This window comes from Sphingomonas sp. FG14 (assembly GCF_057809675.1).
In genome coordinates, this window is sequence record NZ_JBMDKK010000004.1 from 1 (window position 1) to 16,225 (window position 16,225).

Consider the following 16,225-nt stretch of genomic DNA (forward strand, 5'->3'; position numbering starts at 1 on the left):
CGTCGCGAGCGAAGCTTGCGATCGCTGTATTGCTGCTCGGACGGCGTGCGTGGTCGTGGCGCTCCCGTGACGAACCTGTCCCATATGGCTTCCTTCCATTCCAATGAAAGGATCGCACCATCAAACCGTGGGATCAAACACCTAGCCTCTTCCGCGGGCACTGGCGCTAGTCGGTGCCCAAGCCGTTCAACGGCCGACTTTGGGACTAACCCGCCGTTGTCATGCCGCAGGGGTAGCGTCAGCTCTTGTCAGAAGCCGACGGTCAGCACTTATCGGCGCGGCGTGGCTTTCCCACAAAAGTTGGGCTGGGACGGGAACAACCGTTTGCGGCTTGCGGTACGGGACAAGCCAATCCTCCGACCTGATTGTGAGCCGCCAGCCGCTTAACGCGGCTGTCCCACCTTCAGCGTTAGCGACTCGTCACGACCCCGTCGTTGAGCCTCTAAGGTTCTGTCAAACCAATGAGGCAGCGTTAACCCGCCACTGCTAACTGCCCAAAATGGCCAGAAAATCCCGGGCAAAGCCGCCCAGCCCATTTCGTCGGTTCAACTCGTCGGCGGAGATCATCCGGCTGGTGGTGCTCATGTATGTGCGCTTCCCGCTGTCCCTGCGGAACGTGGAGGACCTGCTCTTCGAGCGCGGGATCGATGTCTGCCATGAGACGGTGCGATTCTGGTGGAACAGGTTCGGCCCGTTGTTCGCCGGCGACATCCGACGCCAGCGGGTGAGCCGAATGCGCGGGTTCAGGCACTGGCGCTGGCACCTCGACGAAATGTACGTCAAAATTAACGGAGAGCAGATCTATCTCTGGCGCGCTATCGATCACGAGGGTGAGGTGCTGGAAAGCTTCGTCACGAAAACCCGCGATAAAGCTGCTGCTCTGACGTTCATGAAGAAGACGCTGAAGCGCCACGGTCGCCCTGAGGCGATTACGACCGACGGCAACCGCTCATACGGCGCAGCGATGAACGAGTTGGGAAATCGCCAGAAGCAGGAGGTCGGACGCTGGGCCAACAACAGGGTTGAGAACAGTCACCTTCCCCTGCGCAGGAGGGAACGAGCTATGGCCAGGTTCCGAAGAATGAAGTCCTTGCAGAAGTTCGCATCGGTCCACGCCAACGTGCACAACCACTTCCAGCTGGAGCGCCATCTCGTCGACCGGAAGACCTACAAGGAACGCCGCTCAGCCGCCTTGGCTGAGTGGCAAATTCTCGTGTCCTAGGCCGCCAGCTTCATAGCCCGGATACCACAAAGTGGAGACCGGTTCGCGTTAGACTGACAGCACCCGCGCGGCTGCCACCCCGGCAGGACGCCTGTCAGAAGCTATAGCCGAGGCTCATGCCGATCGTACGCGGTCTGGCGATCGTGACCCACGGGAAGCCCTGTCGCGTATAGGCGGAGAGCTCCGCGCGCCGATCGGTCAGGTTCCGCACGAACAGGCCGAGCTCGACGTCGCCTTTGCGCACACCGATCCGCGCATCCAGCATCGTGTAGCCGTCGAGCAGGAAGTCCGCCGTGGAGGTCGACCCCGCCAGCGCGCCGTGGCGATCGCCGACAAAACGGGCGACGCCGTTCACAAGGCCTTCCCAGTCGCCCGCCAATGGCTGCGTGTAGGTGACCGACAGGCTGCCGCTCCAGCTTGGCGTGTAGGGCAGCCTGTCGCCGCGCGCCGCAACGCCCGCGCGGGCCTCGCGGATCGTGGCGTCCGCATAGGCGAGCGTCGTCGCGATATCGAGCCCGGCCGCTGGTTTCAGGATGAGCGAGCCTTCGAAACCCATGTTCCGGGCCCGCCCGCCATTCGCATATCCCGACAGGCCCTGTGCGGAAGCCGTCACCTGGATGTTGCGCCAGTCCAGATAATAGCCGATCAGCTCGGCCGATCCCCATCCGCCCGGAAAATTCGACTTGAACCCGATTTCGTAATTGCGCGTCTCATCGGCTTCGAAGGACCGGGGCAGTCCGTTCACGACCAGATTGGGGCCGCCCGGCCGGAATCCCGTCGCATAACGCGCGTACATCGTCGCGAAGGGCGAGAATTCATAGGTCAGCGTGGCCAGATAGGTCTCGAAGCTCTCCTTCGACGCGACACGGCCCGTATCCGCCGGCGTCGGAAGCGCCTGGAGCACCGACGTCAGCAGGAGATTATAGGCAGCCGCCGCGCTGCCGCCGAACCGCTGCCGGAAGCCCTGCTTGATCGTGCCGACACGGACGCCAAGCGTGAGATCGAGCTTGTCCGTCAGCGAATATGTGCCGTTCGCGAAGGCCGAATATTCCTTCAGGTCCGTCGGCAGGTCGAAGAACAGCGTCGGCGCGAGGCTCGGGATCGGCGAGAGATCGGGCGTCACGCCGTTCACATTGGTGAGCAGCCTGTTCTTTTCATCATTGTGGAAAACGCCGACCATCCACTCGAACCGCCCGCCGTTCGGCGAGGTCAGGCGGAATTCCTGCGTGGTCCGCTGGTTCGTCGCGGGAAAATCGAGCGACAATATCACCGGCGTCGGAAAAGCCGGCCCGCCGAAGAGCGGCAGCGTTTGGGAGACGGTGCGTGCCAGCGAACCCCGCGTGCCGTTGAGCACCTGGAAGCTCTTGACGCGCTGATAGGAGGTCAGCGACGTGAAGGTCGCCCAGTCGAATTCGTAATCGACCGTCAGCAATCCGGCGGATGTCCTTCGCTTGTAGCTCGGCACGACATATTCATTGTAGCGGAATTGCCCGTTTCGCGGCGCTGGATCGAGCCCGACATTATAGGCGACGACATCCCGGCCATCGATGTTCACATGTTGCTGGAAGGCGGCCGCCAGGATGGTCAGGCGATCGCTGGGCTTGAGCAGGAGCGACGCGCTCACGCCATAGCGCTTGCTGCTGTTGACGTTGCTCTCGCCGGTCAGGTCGTTGTCGATATAGCCGCCCTGCCTTTCCCAATATCCCGAGACGCGCAGGCCCGCCTGGCCGGGCGCCAGAGCGCCGCTGACGGATGCGCGGATGGAACCGCCCATTTCCCCGAATTTCGTATCGGAAATCTCCGCGCGCGCGCTGCCTTCAAGTCCATCGAGGCTTGGCTTGCGCAGGGTGTAGGAAATGAGCCCGCCAAGCGTGTTCGCGCCGAAGATCGTGCCCTGAGGCCCGCGAAGGACCTCGACGCGTTCAAGATCGATGGGATCGAGATCGAGCGAATCCTGTGCGCCGTTCGAATAGGCCGAACTGATTCCGAAGGGCGCGCCATCGACGACGATGCCCGTCGTCGGACCGCCGATATCCGCCCCCTGGGTAAGCCCCCGGATGACCGGCACGCCGCCGCCGAGATTGTTGTTGATCTGGAGGCCCGGAACCAGCGCCGCGAAATCCTTGAAGCTGGTGAAACCGGCGGCCATGAGCTTGTCTGCGTTCAGGCTGGTGACCGCGGCGGGAACGTCGATGAGCGCTTCGCTGCGCTTGGTCGCCGTCACGACGATGTCCTCGGGCGCGTCCGCGCTGTCGCCTTCGGATTGACTGGTTTGAGCGACCGCCGATCCCATCCAGGACCCGGCGAGTAACAAACCTAGAACGAACCTTGCCCGCTGCTGATGGCCGCGCATCTTTCCCCCCTTTTTCGAAATCAGATTGCCTGCTCGCAGCCATAGGGGTAGATGTCCAACTTATTGGGGTCATTATCTGTATGAATTTATCTCATATAACTTTGGCTCAGCTCCGCGCCCTGGTGACGCTTGAAGAGACGCAGAGCTTTACGGTTGCGGCGCAACGGCTTGGCCGCACCCAGTCCGCGATCAGCCACGCGGTGCGACAGATCGAGGAAGCGTTCGGCGAAGTCCTTTTCGATCGCCTGAAAGAGGGAACGGTCCCGAACTCGACCGGAAAGCTCGCCATAGCCGAAGCCCGGCTGGCATTTGCCCATCTCGAGCGCCTGGAGTTCGCGATCCGCGGGGAAAGCGCGCTTGAGACCGGCCGCCTGAGGCTCGCCTGCTTCCCCAGCGCGACGCGCTGGATCCTTCCTGACGTGATCGGCGCATATTCGCAGCGCCACCCCGGCATCGAACTGGAGATTTTCGAGCGGGCCGACGAAGCATGCGTGACGGCGGTCCGCGAACGACGCGTCGACCTCGGGATGATCAATGCGCCCTATGGGGATCTGATGACCATTCCCCTGTTCGACGATGAACTTTGCCTCGTGGCGACACATGCCTCTCTGCCGGACAACCCCGAAGCGGGCCTGAGATCCTTCGCCGGGACTCCCTTCATCTACCCTCGCGGCGCATGCGAACCGCTGATCGATGCGGCGTTTCAGGCGGCGGGCATCACACCCTCGATCGCCGCATCGATGACGACCAACGGCCCCACCCTGATTCTTTCGCTGCTGCGCGCGCGGCGCAGCTTCACGATCCTGCCGGCGCTGGCACTCCACGACGAATCGACCAACGACCTTTATATCGACCCCATAAGACCGCGCCTCTTGCGCCGCGTGGCGCTTGCGGCCGGATCCGAGCACACGCTTTCTCCGGCGGCGCGCGCTTTCGCGGACCTGCTGCGCGACCACCAACGCCAGGCGGGCGGCCCCACGACCTTCACGGCGCCCTCCGTTGCCGGCGCAGACGGGATACGACATGGTTGATGAAATCCTTGCCGGCGTAACGCGCTCCACGCTCGAACCCGAGGCGCTCTGCAGGTTCGCTTATGCCTGCCCGAGCATCGAGATCCAGGGCGCGGGGGCAGGCCCCCGGCTTTGCATCATGGCCGGTGTGCACATCAACGAGGCGTCGAGCATCGCCGCAGCGATGCGACTGCCCGATCTGATCGATCCGCAGTTGTTGCACGGTCGGATCTCGATCATTCCGGTCGTCAGCACCCATCACCTCTATACCAAGGCGATGGTCACCCCGCCCTCGAGCGGCGTCGATCTGCATTGGTCATATCCTGGCGCGCCGGACGGCGAGTTCAACGATGCCCTCGCGCACTGGCTGGTCTGCGAATGGGCGCAGGGCGCCGACGTGTTCCTGGACCTGCACGGGGGCGATCTCGATGAGAGGATGGCGCGCTATGTCGTCACCCAAAGGACGGGCGCCGATGCCTTTGACGACTCCGTCTCACAACTGGCCCGATGCTTCGATGCGGATCTGAACGTCGCATTGGCCCCGCCCGAAACCTGGTCCGCGGGACGGATCTGCACCGCGCTTGCGCGCAACGGGCGCCGCGGCATGGTGGTCGAAGCCGGCGATCATGGGCATCTCGACCGCGACAGCGTCGACTGGATCACCAATGGCGTGATGAAGGTCATGCGCCATTTGAACATGCTGCCGGGCAATGCGGATCTGCGTGGGAAACAAACGGTTCTCGGGCGTTACGAATGGGTGGTCGCGCCCGTGGCGGGGGGCGTGCGGCTCGAGATCGAGCCGGCGGACCGCGTGACACGGGGCGATCGGATCGGGATCATCACGGACCTGTTCGGCGGAACCGTCGCGGAGGTGCGCGCGGCGGCCTCGGGCCATATCATGATGCTCAAGACGCCGCTGTTCGCACAGGCTGGAGAATGGATCGGCGCGATCGCAAGCGAGGTGTGAGCTTCCCCATCACGCGAACACCTGCTGGGACCGTTTCGCCCAACGTTCGACGCGGCCGACCACCGGGCCGAGCAAGCCGGAGTCGAGGTTTCCGCCGCTCAGGACGATCGCGACCCTTTTTCCGCGCAAACGATCGCGATCGTTGAAGACCGCCGCGAGCGCGGCGGCCCCGGCGCCTTCGACAAGATTATGCGTCGCGACCAGATACAGGGCGCAGGCGTCGAGAATCTCTTCATCGGTCACGCGGACGACGCGCGCCGCGCGCTTCACGAGCAGATCGACGACCCCTTCATCGGGTGTCCGGCACGCAAGGCCATCGGCAACGGTGTCGGCCGTATCGGTGGAAACGCGCGCGCCTTGCTCGAAGGACAACGCATAGGCAGGGGCGCCATCGGCCACCACGCCGATCACCTCCGTCGTCAGGCCGAGCAGGTCGCGCACCAGCAATGTGGCGCTGATGCCGGAGCCCATGCCGATCGGGACATAGACGGCATCCACCTCCGCAATCGCCTCGAACATTTCCAGGGGATAGGTCGCAATGCCGCGCAGCAATTGCGGGGTGAACGAGCGGATCATGTGAACGCCCGTCGATTGCTCCAGCGAGATCGCGTGCTCGCGCGCCTGCTGATAGTCCTGCCCCTTCACCACGACGCGCGCGCCCCAGGCGGCCATCGCAACATTCTTGTCGGGCGAATTTCCTTCCGGAACGACGATGGTCGAAGCGCGCCCGTACTTGCCCGCCGCACGTGCAACGCTTTGCCCGTGATTGCCGCGGGTCGGCGCGATGACGCCGATATCGTCCCCGAAATTCCTGACGAACCAGTCCATATAGGCCAGACCGCCGCGCAGCTTGAAGCAGCCGATGGGGCTGTGATTCTCATGCTTCACCCAGAGCTCGCAGCCGCAAATGGCTTCGAGGATCGGCCAGCGATATTGGGGCGTCGCCGGCATGTCCGCATAAACGATGGCGCTGGCGTCGCGAATGTCGTCAAGGCCGATCACAGCGCGGCCTCCACCGCGGCGATCGCGTGCAGGCTGGTCGTATCGAACACGGGCACGGGCGACATGCCCTCCTTGATCAGCAAGCCCAGTTCGGTGCAGCCAAGAATCACGCCTTCCGCCCCGTCGGCCGCAAGCGACGCCACCAGATCCCGCGCATAAGCCACGGCCGCGTCCGAAACGACGCCCCGGCAGAGTTCTTCATAGATTATCCCGTGCAGCCTCGCCTGATCCTCTTCACCGGGCACCAGCACGTCGACGCCATGACGATCGGCAAGTCGCGACCGATAAAAAGGCTCGGACATCGTGAAAGCGGTTCCAAGCAAGGCGACCCGCCTGAGGCCCTGGCGTTCGATCTCGGCGGCGGTCGCGTCCGCGATATGCAGGACAGGCGGCGACACACCCTGCGAGATTTCGTCGAAGACGATGTGCATCGTGTTCGTGCAGATCAGGATCAGATCGGCGCCCGCGCCTTCCAGCGCCAATGCCGCGGTGTTGAGCTGGCGGCCGGCCTCCTCCCATCGGCCGGAACGCTGCAAGGGTTCGATCTCGGCGAAGTTCACGGAGCAGATCAGAAGTTTCGCGGAGTTGAGGCCGCCCAGCCTTCGCTTCACCTCCTCATTGATGAATTTGTAATAGAGCGCGGTGGACTCCCAGCTCATTCCACCGATCAATCCTATTGTCTTCATGATCATCCTCGAATTTTCCGGTTCGCATGAATTGTCGGATCCATGGCGATCCGATGGTCTCGAACAGGAGGCGTCACGCACGCGTCGATCAGGAACAGGCCCTCGCAGAACAGTCCGATGAGGTCGAATTAATAGCTTTCATTGGCTGAATGAGGCGCTTTGCTCATTGGCGTCACCGCAGCGATGCACGGCGTGATGCGATCCTGATGGCTGCGAAATAGATGATGTAGGTCGCCGCGATCCCCATGCCGGCGACCGCGATCTCGAAGGGGGCGGCCTGCAGGATCAGCCATCCCATCGCGCCCATGCCCAGCAAGGCCGCGATCGGCAGGGCCCGAAAACAGATGCTGCCCTCCACGGAGATCCCCCTGCGATGGAGCCGCCAGGCCGCGGCGCAGGCGACGGCGTACAGGCAGGCATTTGCGAGTGCCGACAATGTCGCGAGTTGTTCGAACGTTCCCGATATCGCCAGCGCGAACGCGCACCCGCCATGCAGGATGATGGCGCGACGCGGCGCATGATGCTTCGGATCGAGTTTTCCGAGACTGCCCGGCAGCAGGCCGTCGCGTGCGAAGGCGAACAGGATGCGGGGGCCGCCGAGCAGGTTGCTGCCGACCCAGAACAGCATGGAGAGAATTGCCGCGACCAGGATGAATTGCCGCAGAAACGGATGGATGGTGCCGACCGCATCGGCCAGCGGCGCCGCCGATTCCGGAAGCGCAGGCCCCAGCAGCCCTTGGGCGACGATCTGCAGCGATATGTAAAGCAGCAGGACCGACGCCATGGCCAGCATCAATGCCTTTGGAATGGACCGTTGCGGATTGGCGACCTCTCCGCTCGCCGAAAGGGGCGTCTCCATGCCGCTGAACGCGAAGAGCGCCAGGATGACCGCGCCGCCGAAGTCGGTACGGCCCGAGCCGGAGGGCGCGAACAGCAGATCCGGATCGACATAGGCGGCGCCGACCACCACGACCACGAGAAGCGCCGAGATCTTTATGATCGTCGCCGCGACGATGAACCGCCCCGCAGCTGCCACTCCCTGGATATTCAACAAGCCCAGTCCGATGATCACCGCGCCGATGATCACTGGGCGCAGTGCCGGGCCGAGAGCGGCCGGGGCCATGGCGAGCACGCTTTCCGAAAGGGCGGCGGCGATGCCGCCACAGGCCAGCACCGACGCGATCCAGACGCCGTAGAAGCCCGCGACGAAGCCGGTCGACGGACCGAAGGCGGTATCGACGAAACCGGCGATGCCCCCGGACGTGGGCACGCGGCTTCCAGCCTCTGCGCAGCAGATCACGACCGCACCCATGGCGAACGCGCACGCCAGATACGCGATCGGCGCCAGATTCCCCGTGGCGAACGCCATCGCCGCCGGCGCCTTGAAAATACCGGCGCCGACGACGCAATTCACGATGATGGCGGCGAATGCGAAAGTACCGATACTGCGATCGAGGCCGTGATCGCGCTGCACGACTTTCCCGACACCGCCCTGACCGCTCATACCGCCCCCGCCCCTTTTTGTGACCCGTTGTTTTCAGCGGAACATTCGGCCGTGCCTCCTGTGCGCGACCAAGGCTTTCCCGAGAAAAAGCGCCATCTGTGACAGCGGCATTTCACGCCGGGACTGGCCGAGTCACGCAAACTCTCGTCATGCTGATATGAAATTTATCAATGCAGTTGCGGATTATTGGCAGATTCCCTCATACATCTTTCCCTTGCCGAACACCGGCTTCTCTTGGCCGAATATTTCAGGGTGGACTGATATGAAGGATCGCACGAAGCTCTTGTGGCTGCCCGCAACGGCCTGGATGCTGATGCAGGCGGGAATGGCGCACGCCCATGACGCTACGCCCCCGGTGGTCGCCGGTAACGCCGAGACGCTCGCGACCCCGCCGAAGACGGCGAAAGTCTGGGGCATCACCTCGGCGAGTGGACGCCATGGCACCATGTCGCGCTGGACCACGGAGGACGGCACCCAATGGTCCCGCAAGAGCTTCCTGGTGCGCGGTCTGAAGACCGAGATGGCGCAGGAGACGCGGTTCGCCGCCGACGGATCGATCCGGATGCTGCGCATCCGGGGTATGACCCCCTATGGCACGGCCGACGAAGACTTCACCATGTCCGCGACGGGTTATGCGTTCAAGACGGCCGTGGACCACGGATCCGGAAAAGCGGAGGGCAATTTCCACTATCATCCGCTGAACGAAACGATCGACAGCTATGTCGCATTGACCGATGCGTTGATGAAGGCGCCTGGAAACCGCCTCCGGATCGTGCCGTCGGGCGAGGCCAGGCTATCCCGGCTGACGACGCTTCAGATCTCCCGGGGCGGCGAGACCAGGCAATTGACGGCCCATGCCGTTGACGGCCTCGGCGTATCTCCGCTGGTCATATGGACGGAGGGCGAGAGCTTTTTCGGAACGATCGGCCTGTACCAGATATTGCCGGACGGCTGGGAAGGTGTTGGCCAGCAGCTCGGCATCGCGCAGGCCGAAGCGCTGGCGTCGCGGAACGCAGCGCTGGTCGACCGCCTCGCCCCTCGCGCGGACCAGCCGCTCGCCTTCACCAATATACGCATTTTCGATGCCGATGGCGGCGTGTTTCGCGACGGCATGACCGTAACGGTCGAGAAGGGCAAGATCGTCCGGGTCGGTCCCGCAGGGGAGATCACGCCCCCAGGCGCCGCTCTCGTGATCGACGGCCGCGGCAAGACGTTGATGCCGGGCTTGTGGGACGTCCATCAGCATCTGTTCAACGACGAAGCCGGCCTCCTCCTCCTCTCCCAGGGCATCGTGAACGTGCGCGATGCCGGCAACCAGATCGACGAACTGCTGGAACGCCGGCAACGCATCCGGGACGGCAAGCTGCTGGGGCCGCGCATCGTGGCGTCGATGCTGATCGACGGCAAGAATCCTCTTGCCGCGCAGGTCGGCAAGACCGTCGCGACCGTGGCCGAGGCCCAGGAAGCGGTGCGATATGCCAAGGCCCGCGGGTTCGAAGGCATCAAACTCTATGGCAGCCTGGACAAATCGCTCGTCAAGCCGATGGTGGAGGAAGCCCATAAGCTGGGGATCCGGGTGCATGGCCATATCCCGCACGGCATGCGTCCGAGCGAAGCGGTGGCGGCAGGCTATGACGAGCTGAACCATATCAATTTCGTGATGATGGAAGCGATGCCCGACAGCGTCGTCGACCGCTCGAACACCAATGCGCGCTTTTACGGCCCCGCGCGCTACGGCCCCGATGTGCGTTTTGACGCGCCGCCGATGAAGGCGTTCCTCGATACGCTCAGCCAGCGGCGGATCGCCGTCGATCCGGATATTTCGCTCTACGAAACCAGCTTCGTGCCTGATCAGGGGGAGCTGGCAATATCCTACGCGCCTTTCCGGCAAATGATGCCGACGGCAATGCGGCGAACGCTCAGCAGCATCAGTTTCGCGCCGACCGCGGAAGTCGATCGCAAGGCCATGCGCAAGGGCTATCAGAGCCTGTTCGCGCTGACGGCGGAACTGTTCCGCCGCAACATTCCCGTCATGGCGGGAACCGACGGCAACGGCCTGGAGCTCGTCCGCGAGATCGAGCTTTACCACGCCGCCGGCGTATCGCCGGAACGCGCGATCCAGGCCGCCACCATCGTGCCCGCGAAAGCGTTCGGGCTCGGCGAGACGACAGGATCGATCAAGCCGGGCAAGGATGCCGATCTCTTCCTGATCTCGGGCGATCCGCGCGCCGATCTGGGGGCGCTCCGCAATGTCGAATATGTGCTCCGCGATGGCCGCCTCATGCGCGCGGACGCGCTTCGCCAGGCCGCCGGCTTCCATGACGCCGGCCAGCGCTGAGCAAGAGTCCGATGAAAACAGGCAGGATCATCGCGGCGCCATTATTTCTCGCCGCGATCTGGGGGCAGCCGGTTCTCGGCCAGGCCGGTTCCGAACGCATGTCCCCGGTTCCGCCGCGCGCGGGCGAAGGAGAGGGCCCTTATGAAAGGCTGGTGATCAGGGGGGCGACGCTGATCGACGGCAGCGGGGCGCCGCCGCGCGGGCCGGTCGACATCACGGTCGCAGGGAACCGCATCACGAGCGTGGCCGGCGCGGCGGCGCCTGGATCCGCGATCGACGGTGGTGCCTCCGGCAAGCTGCGCGAGATCGATGCGCGGGGCATGTATGTCATGCCCGGTTTCGTCGATACGCATGGCCATAATGGCGACGCGGTGAAGGCCCCGGACCCGTCCTATGGGTACAAGCTCTGGCTCGCGCACGGCGTGACGAGCGTCAGAGGCGTGCCATTCTATTTCGGTGGCGAAAATGCCTCGCTCGGCGACAAGCGGCGCAGCGCGGAAAACACAATCGTCGCTCCCCGGCTTTTCGCCTATGCCGCCTTTGGCGACATATGGACCGAAGGCGTCGTGGATACGCCGGACCGGGCGCGCGCATGGGTCAGATGGGCGGCTAGGCAAGGCTATGACGGCGTAAAATTCTACAATGATGCGCCCCCCGCCGCGATCGCTGCGGCCGTCGACGAGGCTCGAACACACAAGCTGGGAACGGTCGCGCACCTTGGTCAGATCGGCAATGCCGAAGTCAATGCCGGCGTCGCCGGGCGGATCGGCATAGGGACGATCACGCATTTCTATGGGCATTTCGAGTCGCTGCTCAAGGAAACGAGCCTGCCCGATTATCCCGCCGACTATAATCTGTCCGACGAGCAAAGCCGATTCAGCGAAGTCGCGAACCTGACCCGGCAAATCGTGGAACCGGAGAGCCAGCGATGGCAGGATTATCTCGCGCGCCAGCGCGATCTGGGTGTCACGTTCGAGCCCACGCTGAACATATATTCGGCGTCGCGGGATCTGATGAGGGCGCGCAATGCCGATTGGCACCAGAAATACACGCTTCCGTCACTCTATCGATTCTTTCAGCCGAGCCGGACGAACCACGGATCCTATTGGCATAACTGGACGACGGCGCGCGAGATCGCATGGCGCCGGTTCTACACGCCCTATATGCGGCTCATGAACGACTATAAGAATAGCGGTGGGCGCATCACGGTCGGATCCGACCCGGGGTTCATCTACCAGACCTGGGGCTTCTCCTATGTCCAGGAGTTCGAGATGCTCCAGGAGGCGGGGTTCACGCCCCTGGAGGTGATCAAAGCCGCCACCATCAATGGCGCGAAGACGATCTACGATCCGAAAGGCGCGGAGCCGCCCTTCGGCCTCGTCAGGGCCGGCATGCTTGCCGACCTGGTCATCGCGCCGGAGAATCCGCTCGAAAACTTCAAGACGCTGTTGGGCACCGGGTTCGTCAGGCTCAATGACGACGGGGAGCAAGTCACAACCGGCGGCGTGCGCTGGACCGTGAAGGACGGGATTGTCTATGATGCGCGAGCGCTCCTCGCCGATGTGGCGAAGATGGTCGCGGAAGACCCGAGCCAGCTCAAATAGGGTCTACGCGCGGGGCCACGCCGACATGTCGGACCGCCAGTCCCATCCGCTGGAGAATATTGCCTTTATACCCTAGGATGCTCGCCTCATCGGCTGGGGGGCCTCGATATCCATGAGCGGTGCCGGGACAAGCGATCTCAACAACGCGGATCTCGCTCCGACAGACACATCCCAGCGCACATGGCGCTGGTATCATTTCGCGGCGCTGTGGATCGGCATGGTCGTGTCGATCCCCGCCTATATGCTGAGCGCGGGGCTGATCGATCAGGGCATGACGCCGCTTCAGGCGATCGCCACCATCCTGCTGGGCAATATGATCGTGCTGGTGCCGATGTTGCTGATCGGCCACGCCGGCACGCGCTATGGCATCCCCTATGCCGTCTTGGTCCGCAGCGCTTTCGGCACGACCGGAGCGCGCGTACCGGCCATCGCCCGCGCGCTCGTCGCGTGCGGCTGGTACGGCATCCAGACCTGGGTGGGCGGCACGACATTGCTGGCGCTGGTCACGGTGCTTACGGGCTGGCGCGACCATGGGCCGCCATTGCCGGTGCTGGGCATCTCCCTTCCCCATCTGCTGGGCTTCGCGGCCTTCTGGCTCATCCAACTGACATTCGTCTCGAAAGGTATCGAGATGGTCCGCAAGCTGGAAACCTGGACCGCGCCGTTCAAGATCGCGATCTGTTTCGCGCTGCTGATATGGGCAATGCAGAATGGCGGTGGATTGACAGCGCTGATCGAGTCCCCCGCACAGGAGAACGCCCCCGCCTTTTCCACCATCTTCTGGCCGGGCCTGACCGCGATGGTCGGCTTCTGGGCTACGCTGGCGCTCAACATTCCCGATTTCACGCGGTTCGCGCACAGCCAGAAAGATCAGATCCTCGGCCAGTCGATCGGCCTGCCGATCCCGATGGCGCTGCTCGCCTTCATCGCGATTCTCGCCACTGCGGCGACGCGCATCGCGTTCGGGCGGGCGATCTGGGATCCGGTTGAACTCGCGAGCAACATGCCGAATCTCGGCGTGCTGATCGGCCTTCTCATCATCTCCGTGGACACGATTTCCTGCAACATCGCGGCGAATCTGGTCGGTCCCGCCTATGATTTCGCGGCCCTTTCTCCACGCCGGATCAGCTATCGCAAGGGCGCGCTGATCACCGCCGTGATCGCCGCCATCATCTTGCCCTGGAAACTCATCGAGAGCAGCGACGGCTATATCTTCACCTGGCTCGTCGGCTATTCGGCACTACTGGGGCCGATCGCGGGCATCATGATCACAGACTATTGGCTGATACGGCGCGCGAAGCTGTCCGTGGACGATCTGTTCGATGCGAACGGCATCTACAGCTATCGCGGCGGATGGAATCCCGTCGCCCTGGTTGCGCTTCTGATCGCGATGGCACCGACGCTACCGGGCTTTCTCGCCGTCGCCTTCCCACACAACTTCGGCGGCATGCCAAGCGTCCTCACCATGCTTTACCCCTATGCATGGTTCGTCGGAGCCACAGTGGCGGCGATCATCTATTATGCCGGCATGCACAGAACGCACAGGGACGGCAGGCGAGAGGATCGCTGAAAGCCTTACCGGCCCTTGCCCTCCCGCCGCGTTCACCATGGGTGCAGGGGAAATCGAAGCGCTGATCGAACAATATGTGTCGCATCGGCGCTCAAGCGAAGCGGACAGAACCGTTCGGCCGCCCCTGCCCATCGACGAAAAGCCTCGACGAAGAGCGGCTAGCATCGAACGACGGCACTTTTCGAGAAAGCACGCGCGCCGACAGGCTGTTGACCTCCCTCCAAATATAATCATACTATATGACAGAAAAAACGTTGTTAAAGCGGACAAGGTTAGGCGACCCATCCGCTCGGCAGGAGAGACTGCGTATGTCGGTGAAGAGTCTGGAGCAGCGTCTGAGCGAATTTCGGGAGCTTGGCTACACGATTTTCGAAGGCGCTTACGATGCCGGGCAGATGCAGGCCTGGAAAGATTGCTACGACGATATGGTCCGCCGCAACACACCGCTGGATGCGCCGGAACCGCGCCTTCGCGTCACCAGCGCGCTGGAGCAGGAACCCTGGCTGATGCTGCCGGCGGTCAACAACCAGGCGATCCTCGATTTCGCCGAGCGGGTGATGGGCCCCTTCATCCAGCTCGACAACCTGACCTTCATGGCGTTTCCGTCCGAACCCAAGGAACAGGCCGAAGGCACGGTCAGCTTCTGGCACCGGGACCGTTGGGGCTGGATGCCCGAAGGTCCGCAATATATCCGGCCGACCGCCTGCAACGCGATCTGCTACCTGCAGGACCTGACCGACGAATATGGCCCTCTGCGGGTGGTGGAAGGGTCGCATCGGCGCGCGGTGACGATCGAGTCCGAAGCGCATCGCACCCTGCCACATCCGGAGGAAACGGTGCTGCGTGTGAAAGCGGGCGACGTGGTGTTCACCCATTGCTCGCTGCTGCACAGCGGCACCCCGAACACATCGGGCAAACCGCGCTATTTCTTCAGCACCTATTATAATCGGGTGGGGCTGCCGACGCGCGACAATCACAAGGGGCCGAGCGTGCAGCGGATCGTCGAGATGGCGCGCGCGCGCAACGATCGGCGGCTGATGCGGCTGTTCGGCGTGGACGACGCGATAGAGCCCCGCGCGAACGCGCTGTTCCTGCGGCTCGACGAGGAAATGTGGGGCAAATGGATCGCGGAGGACCGGGCCGCGCTGCGATGAGTGCCAGTCTCCACACGGCCGATCTCGAGGATATTCCGCTCCTCTGGTCCCAACCTGCGGGCGAGGGGCCGTGGCCGCTGGTGCTCTGGCTCCACGCCTTCAGTTGGTCGAAGGAAGATGTCGCGCCGCAACTGATCGACCTCGCCTTGCGCGGTTTCGCCGCGCTGAGCTGGGATCTGCCTGAGCATGGCAAGCGCGGCACGGAGACGCGCGAAGACCTCAAGCTTCGCGTACGTGCCGATCTACGCCGCCATTTCTGGCCGATCCTGGCGCGAGGCGCCAACGAAACGCCCCGGATCATCGACTGGGCGCTGGCACATCTCGACATCCAGCCGCGGATCAGCATCGGCGGCATCTCGATGGGTGGCGACATGGCGGCCGCTGCTGCGGGGATCGATTCTCGGATCGACCGCGTCGGCGTGGCGCTGGCGACGGCAGACTGGCTGCGGCCAGGTTCCGACGAACCACAGGGGACGGCGAGCGAGGCGGGATGGGAATGCTATCGCCGGCTCGATCCGCTGAGCAACGCACGGCGTTATGCGCACCGCCCCGCGTTCCTGTTCGCCTGCGGGGCGGACGACCGGCAGGTTCCGCCCGAAGGCGCCGACGCGTTCGTTCGGTCGCTGGGCGAACTCTACGCCGATTGCCCGGAACGGCTGGCGATAATGCGAGAACCGGGAACCGGACATCGGTTCACACCCGATATGTGGAGCCATATCCAACAATGGTTCGAACGCGGCAGCGTCCGCTGACGATCTTTCGGGGAATGCCGACCGTGCTCGCGCTTCGGTGTGCGTCACAATCGGCGGCTTGAC

The 16,225-nt window shown here is 63.6% G+C and carries 12 protein-coding genes; 8 read left to right on the forward strand and 4 right to left on the reverse strand.

Going from position 1 to position 16,225, the window contains the following annotated elements; genetic code table 11:
• Positions 1-499 precede the first annotated feature (499 nt).
• Positions 500-1,222, forward strand: a complete 723-nt coding sequence (locus ACODTA_RS15185; RefSeq protein WP_489066795.1) for an IS6 family transposase — start codon at positions 500-502, stop codon at positions 1,220-1,222.
• A 94-nt stretch (positions 1,223-1,316) separates the two neighbouring features.
• On the opposite strand, the gene ACODTA_RS15190 is transcribed toward ACODTA_RS15185, so the two are convergent.
• Positions 1,317-3,446 carry a TonB-dependent receptor gene (locus tag ACODTA_RS15190; protein WP_489066796.1) on the reverse strand — a complete coding sequence of 710 codons (2,130 nt, stop codon included), beginning with the start codon at positions 3,444-3,446 and terminating at the stop codon, positions 1,317-1,319.
• A gap of 104 nt (positions 3,447-3,550) precedes the next feature.
• On the opposite strand from ACODTA_RS15190, the gene ACODTA_RS15195 reads away from it, so the two are divergent.
• Positions 3,551-4,606: a LysR family transcriptional regulator gene (locus ACODTA_RS15195; protein WP_489066797.1), complete on the forward strand. Its 1,056-nt coding sequence runs from the start codon at positions 3,551-3,553 to the stop codon at positions 4,604-4,606.
• The gene (locus ACODTA_RS15200; RefSeq protein ID WP_489066798.1) at positions 4,599-5,552 is read left to right on the forward strand and encodes a succinylglutamate desuccinylase/aspartoacylase family protein; all 954 of its coding nucleotides are present in this window, start codon (positions 4,599-4,601) and stop codon (positions 5,550-5,552) included. The genes ACODTA_RS15195 and ACODTA_RS15200 overlap by 8 nt, the downstream gene beginning before the upstream one ends.
• Before the next feature lie 9 nt (positions 5,553-5,561).
• Here the strand turns inward: ACODTA_RS15200 and ACODTA_RS15205 are convergent, their stop codons facing one another.
• From ACODTA_RS15205 to ACODTA_RS15215, 3 genes are all read right to left on the reverse strand, one after another.
• A complete protein-coding gene (locus tag ACODTA_RS15205) occupies positions 5,562-6,554 on the reverse strand; it encodes a threonine dehydratase (RefSeq protein ID WP_489066799.1) in 993 nt (330 codons plus the stop codon).
• Positions 6,551-7,213, reverse strand: a complete 663-nt coding sequence (locus ACODTA_RS15210) for an aspartate/glutamate racemase family protein (protein WP_489066800.1) — start codon at positions 7,211-7,213, stop codon at positions 6,551-6,553. The genes ACODTA_RS15205 and ACODTA_RS15210 overlap by 4 nt, the downstream gene beginning before the upstream one ends.
• A 199-nt stretch (positions 7,214-7,412) precedes the next feature.
• The gene (locus ACODTA_RS15215) at positions 7,413-8,744 is read right to left on the reverse strand and encodes an APC family permease (RefSeq protein WP_489066801.1); all 1,332 of its coding nucleotides are present in this window, start codon (positions 8,742-8,744) and stop codon (positions 7,413-7,415) included.
• 262 nt (positions 8,745-9,006) lie between these two features.
• Between ACODTA_RS15215 and ACODTA_RS15220 the strand changes: the two genes are divergently transcribed.
• The 5 genes from ACODTA_RS15220 (at position 9,007) to ACODTA_RS15240 (ending at position 16,162) form a co-directional block, all read left to right on the forward strand.
• Positions 9,007-11,082, forward strand: a complete 2,076-nt coding sequence (locus tag ACODTA_RS15220; protein WP_489066802.1) for an amidohydrolase family protein — start codon at positions 9,007-9,009, stop codon at positions 11,080-11,082.
• An 11-nt stretch (positions 11,083-11,093) separates the two neighbouring features.
• On the forward strand, positions 11,094-12,686 hold the full coding sequence (locus tag ACODTA_RS15225) for an amidohydrolase family protein (RefSeq protein ID WP_489066803.1): 1,593 nt from the start codon (positions 11,094-11,096) through the stop codon (positions 12,684-12,686).
• Positions 12,687-12,798: 112 nt separating this feature from the next.
• A complete protein-coding gene (locus ACODTA_RS15230; RefSeq protein WP_489066804.1) occupies positions 12,799-14,256 on the forward strand; it encodes an NCS1 family nucleobase:cation symporter-1 in 1,458 nt (485 codons plus the stop codon).
• Positions 14,257-14,564: 308 nt separating this feature from the next.
• Complete coding sequence (locus ACODTA_RS15235) at positions 14,565-15,410, forward strand: phytanoyl-CoA dioxygenase family protein (protein WP_489066805.1); 846 nt, start codon at positions 14,565-14,567, stop codon at positions 15,408-15,410.
• The gene (locus tag ACODTA_RS15240) at positions 15,407-16,162 is read left to right on the forward strand and encodes an alpha/beta hydrolase family protein (protein WP_489066806.1); all 756 of its coding nucleotides are present in this window, start codon (positions 15,407-15,409) and stop codon (positions 16,160-16,162) included. Before ACODTA_RS15235 ends, ACODTA_RS15240 begins: the two co-directional genes overlap by 4 nt.
• The last annotated feature ends 63 nt before the right edge of the window (positions 16,163-16,225 follow it).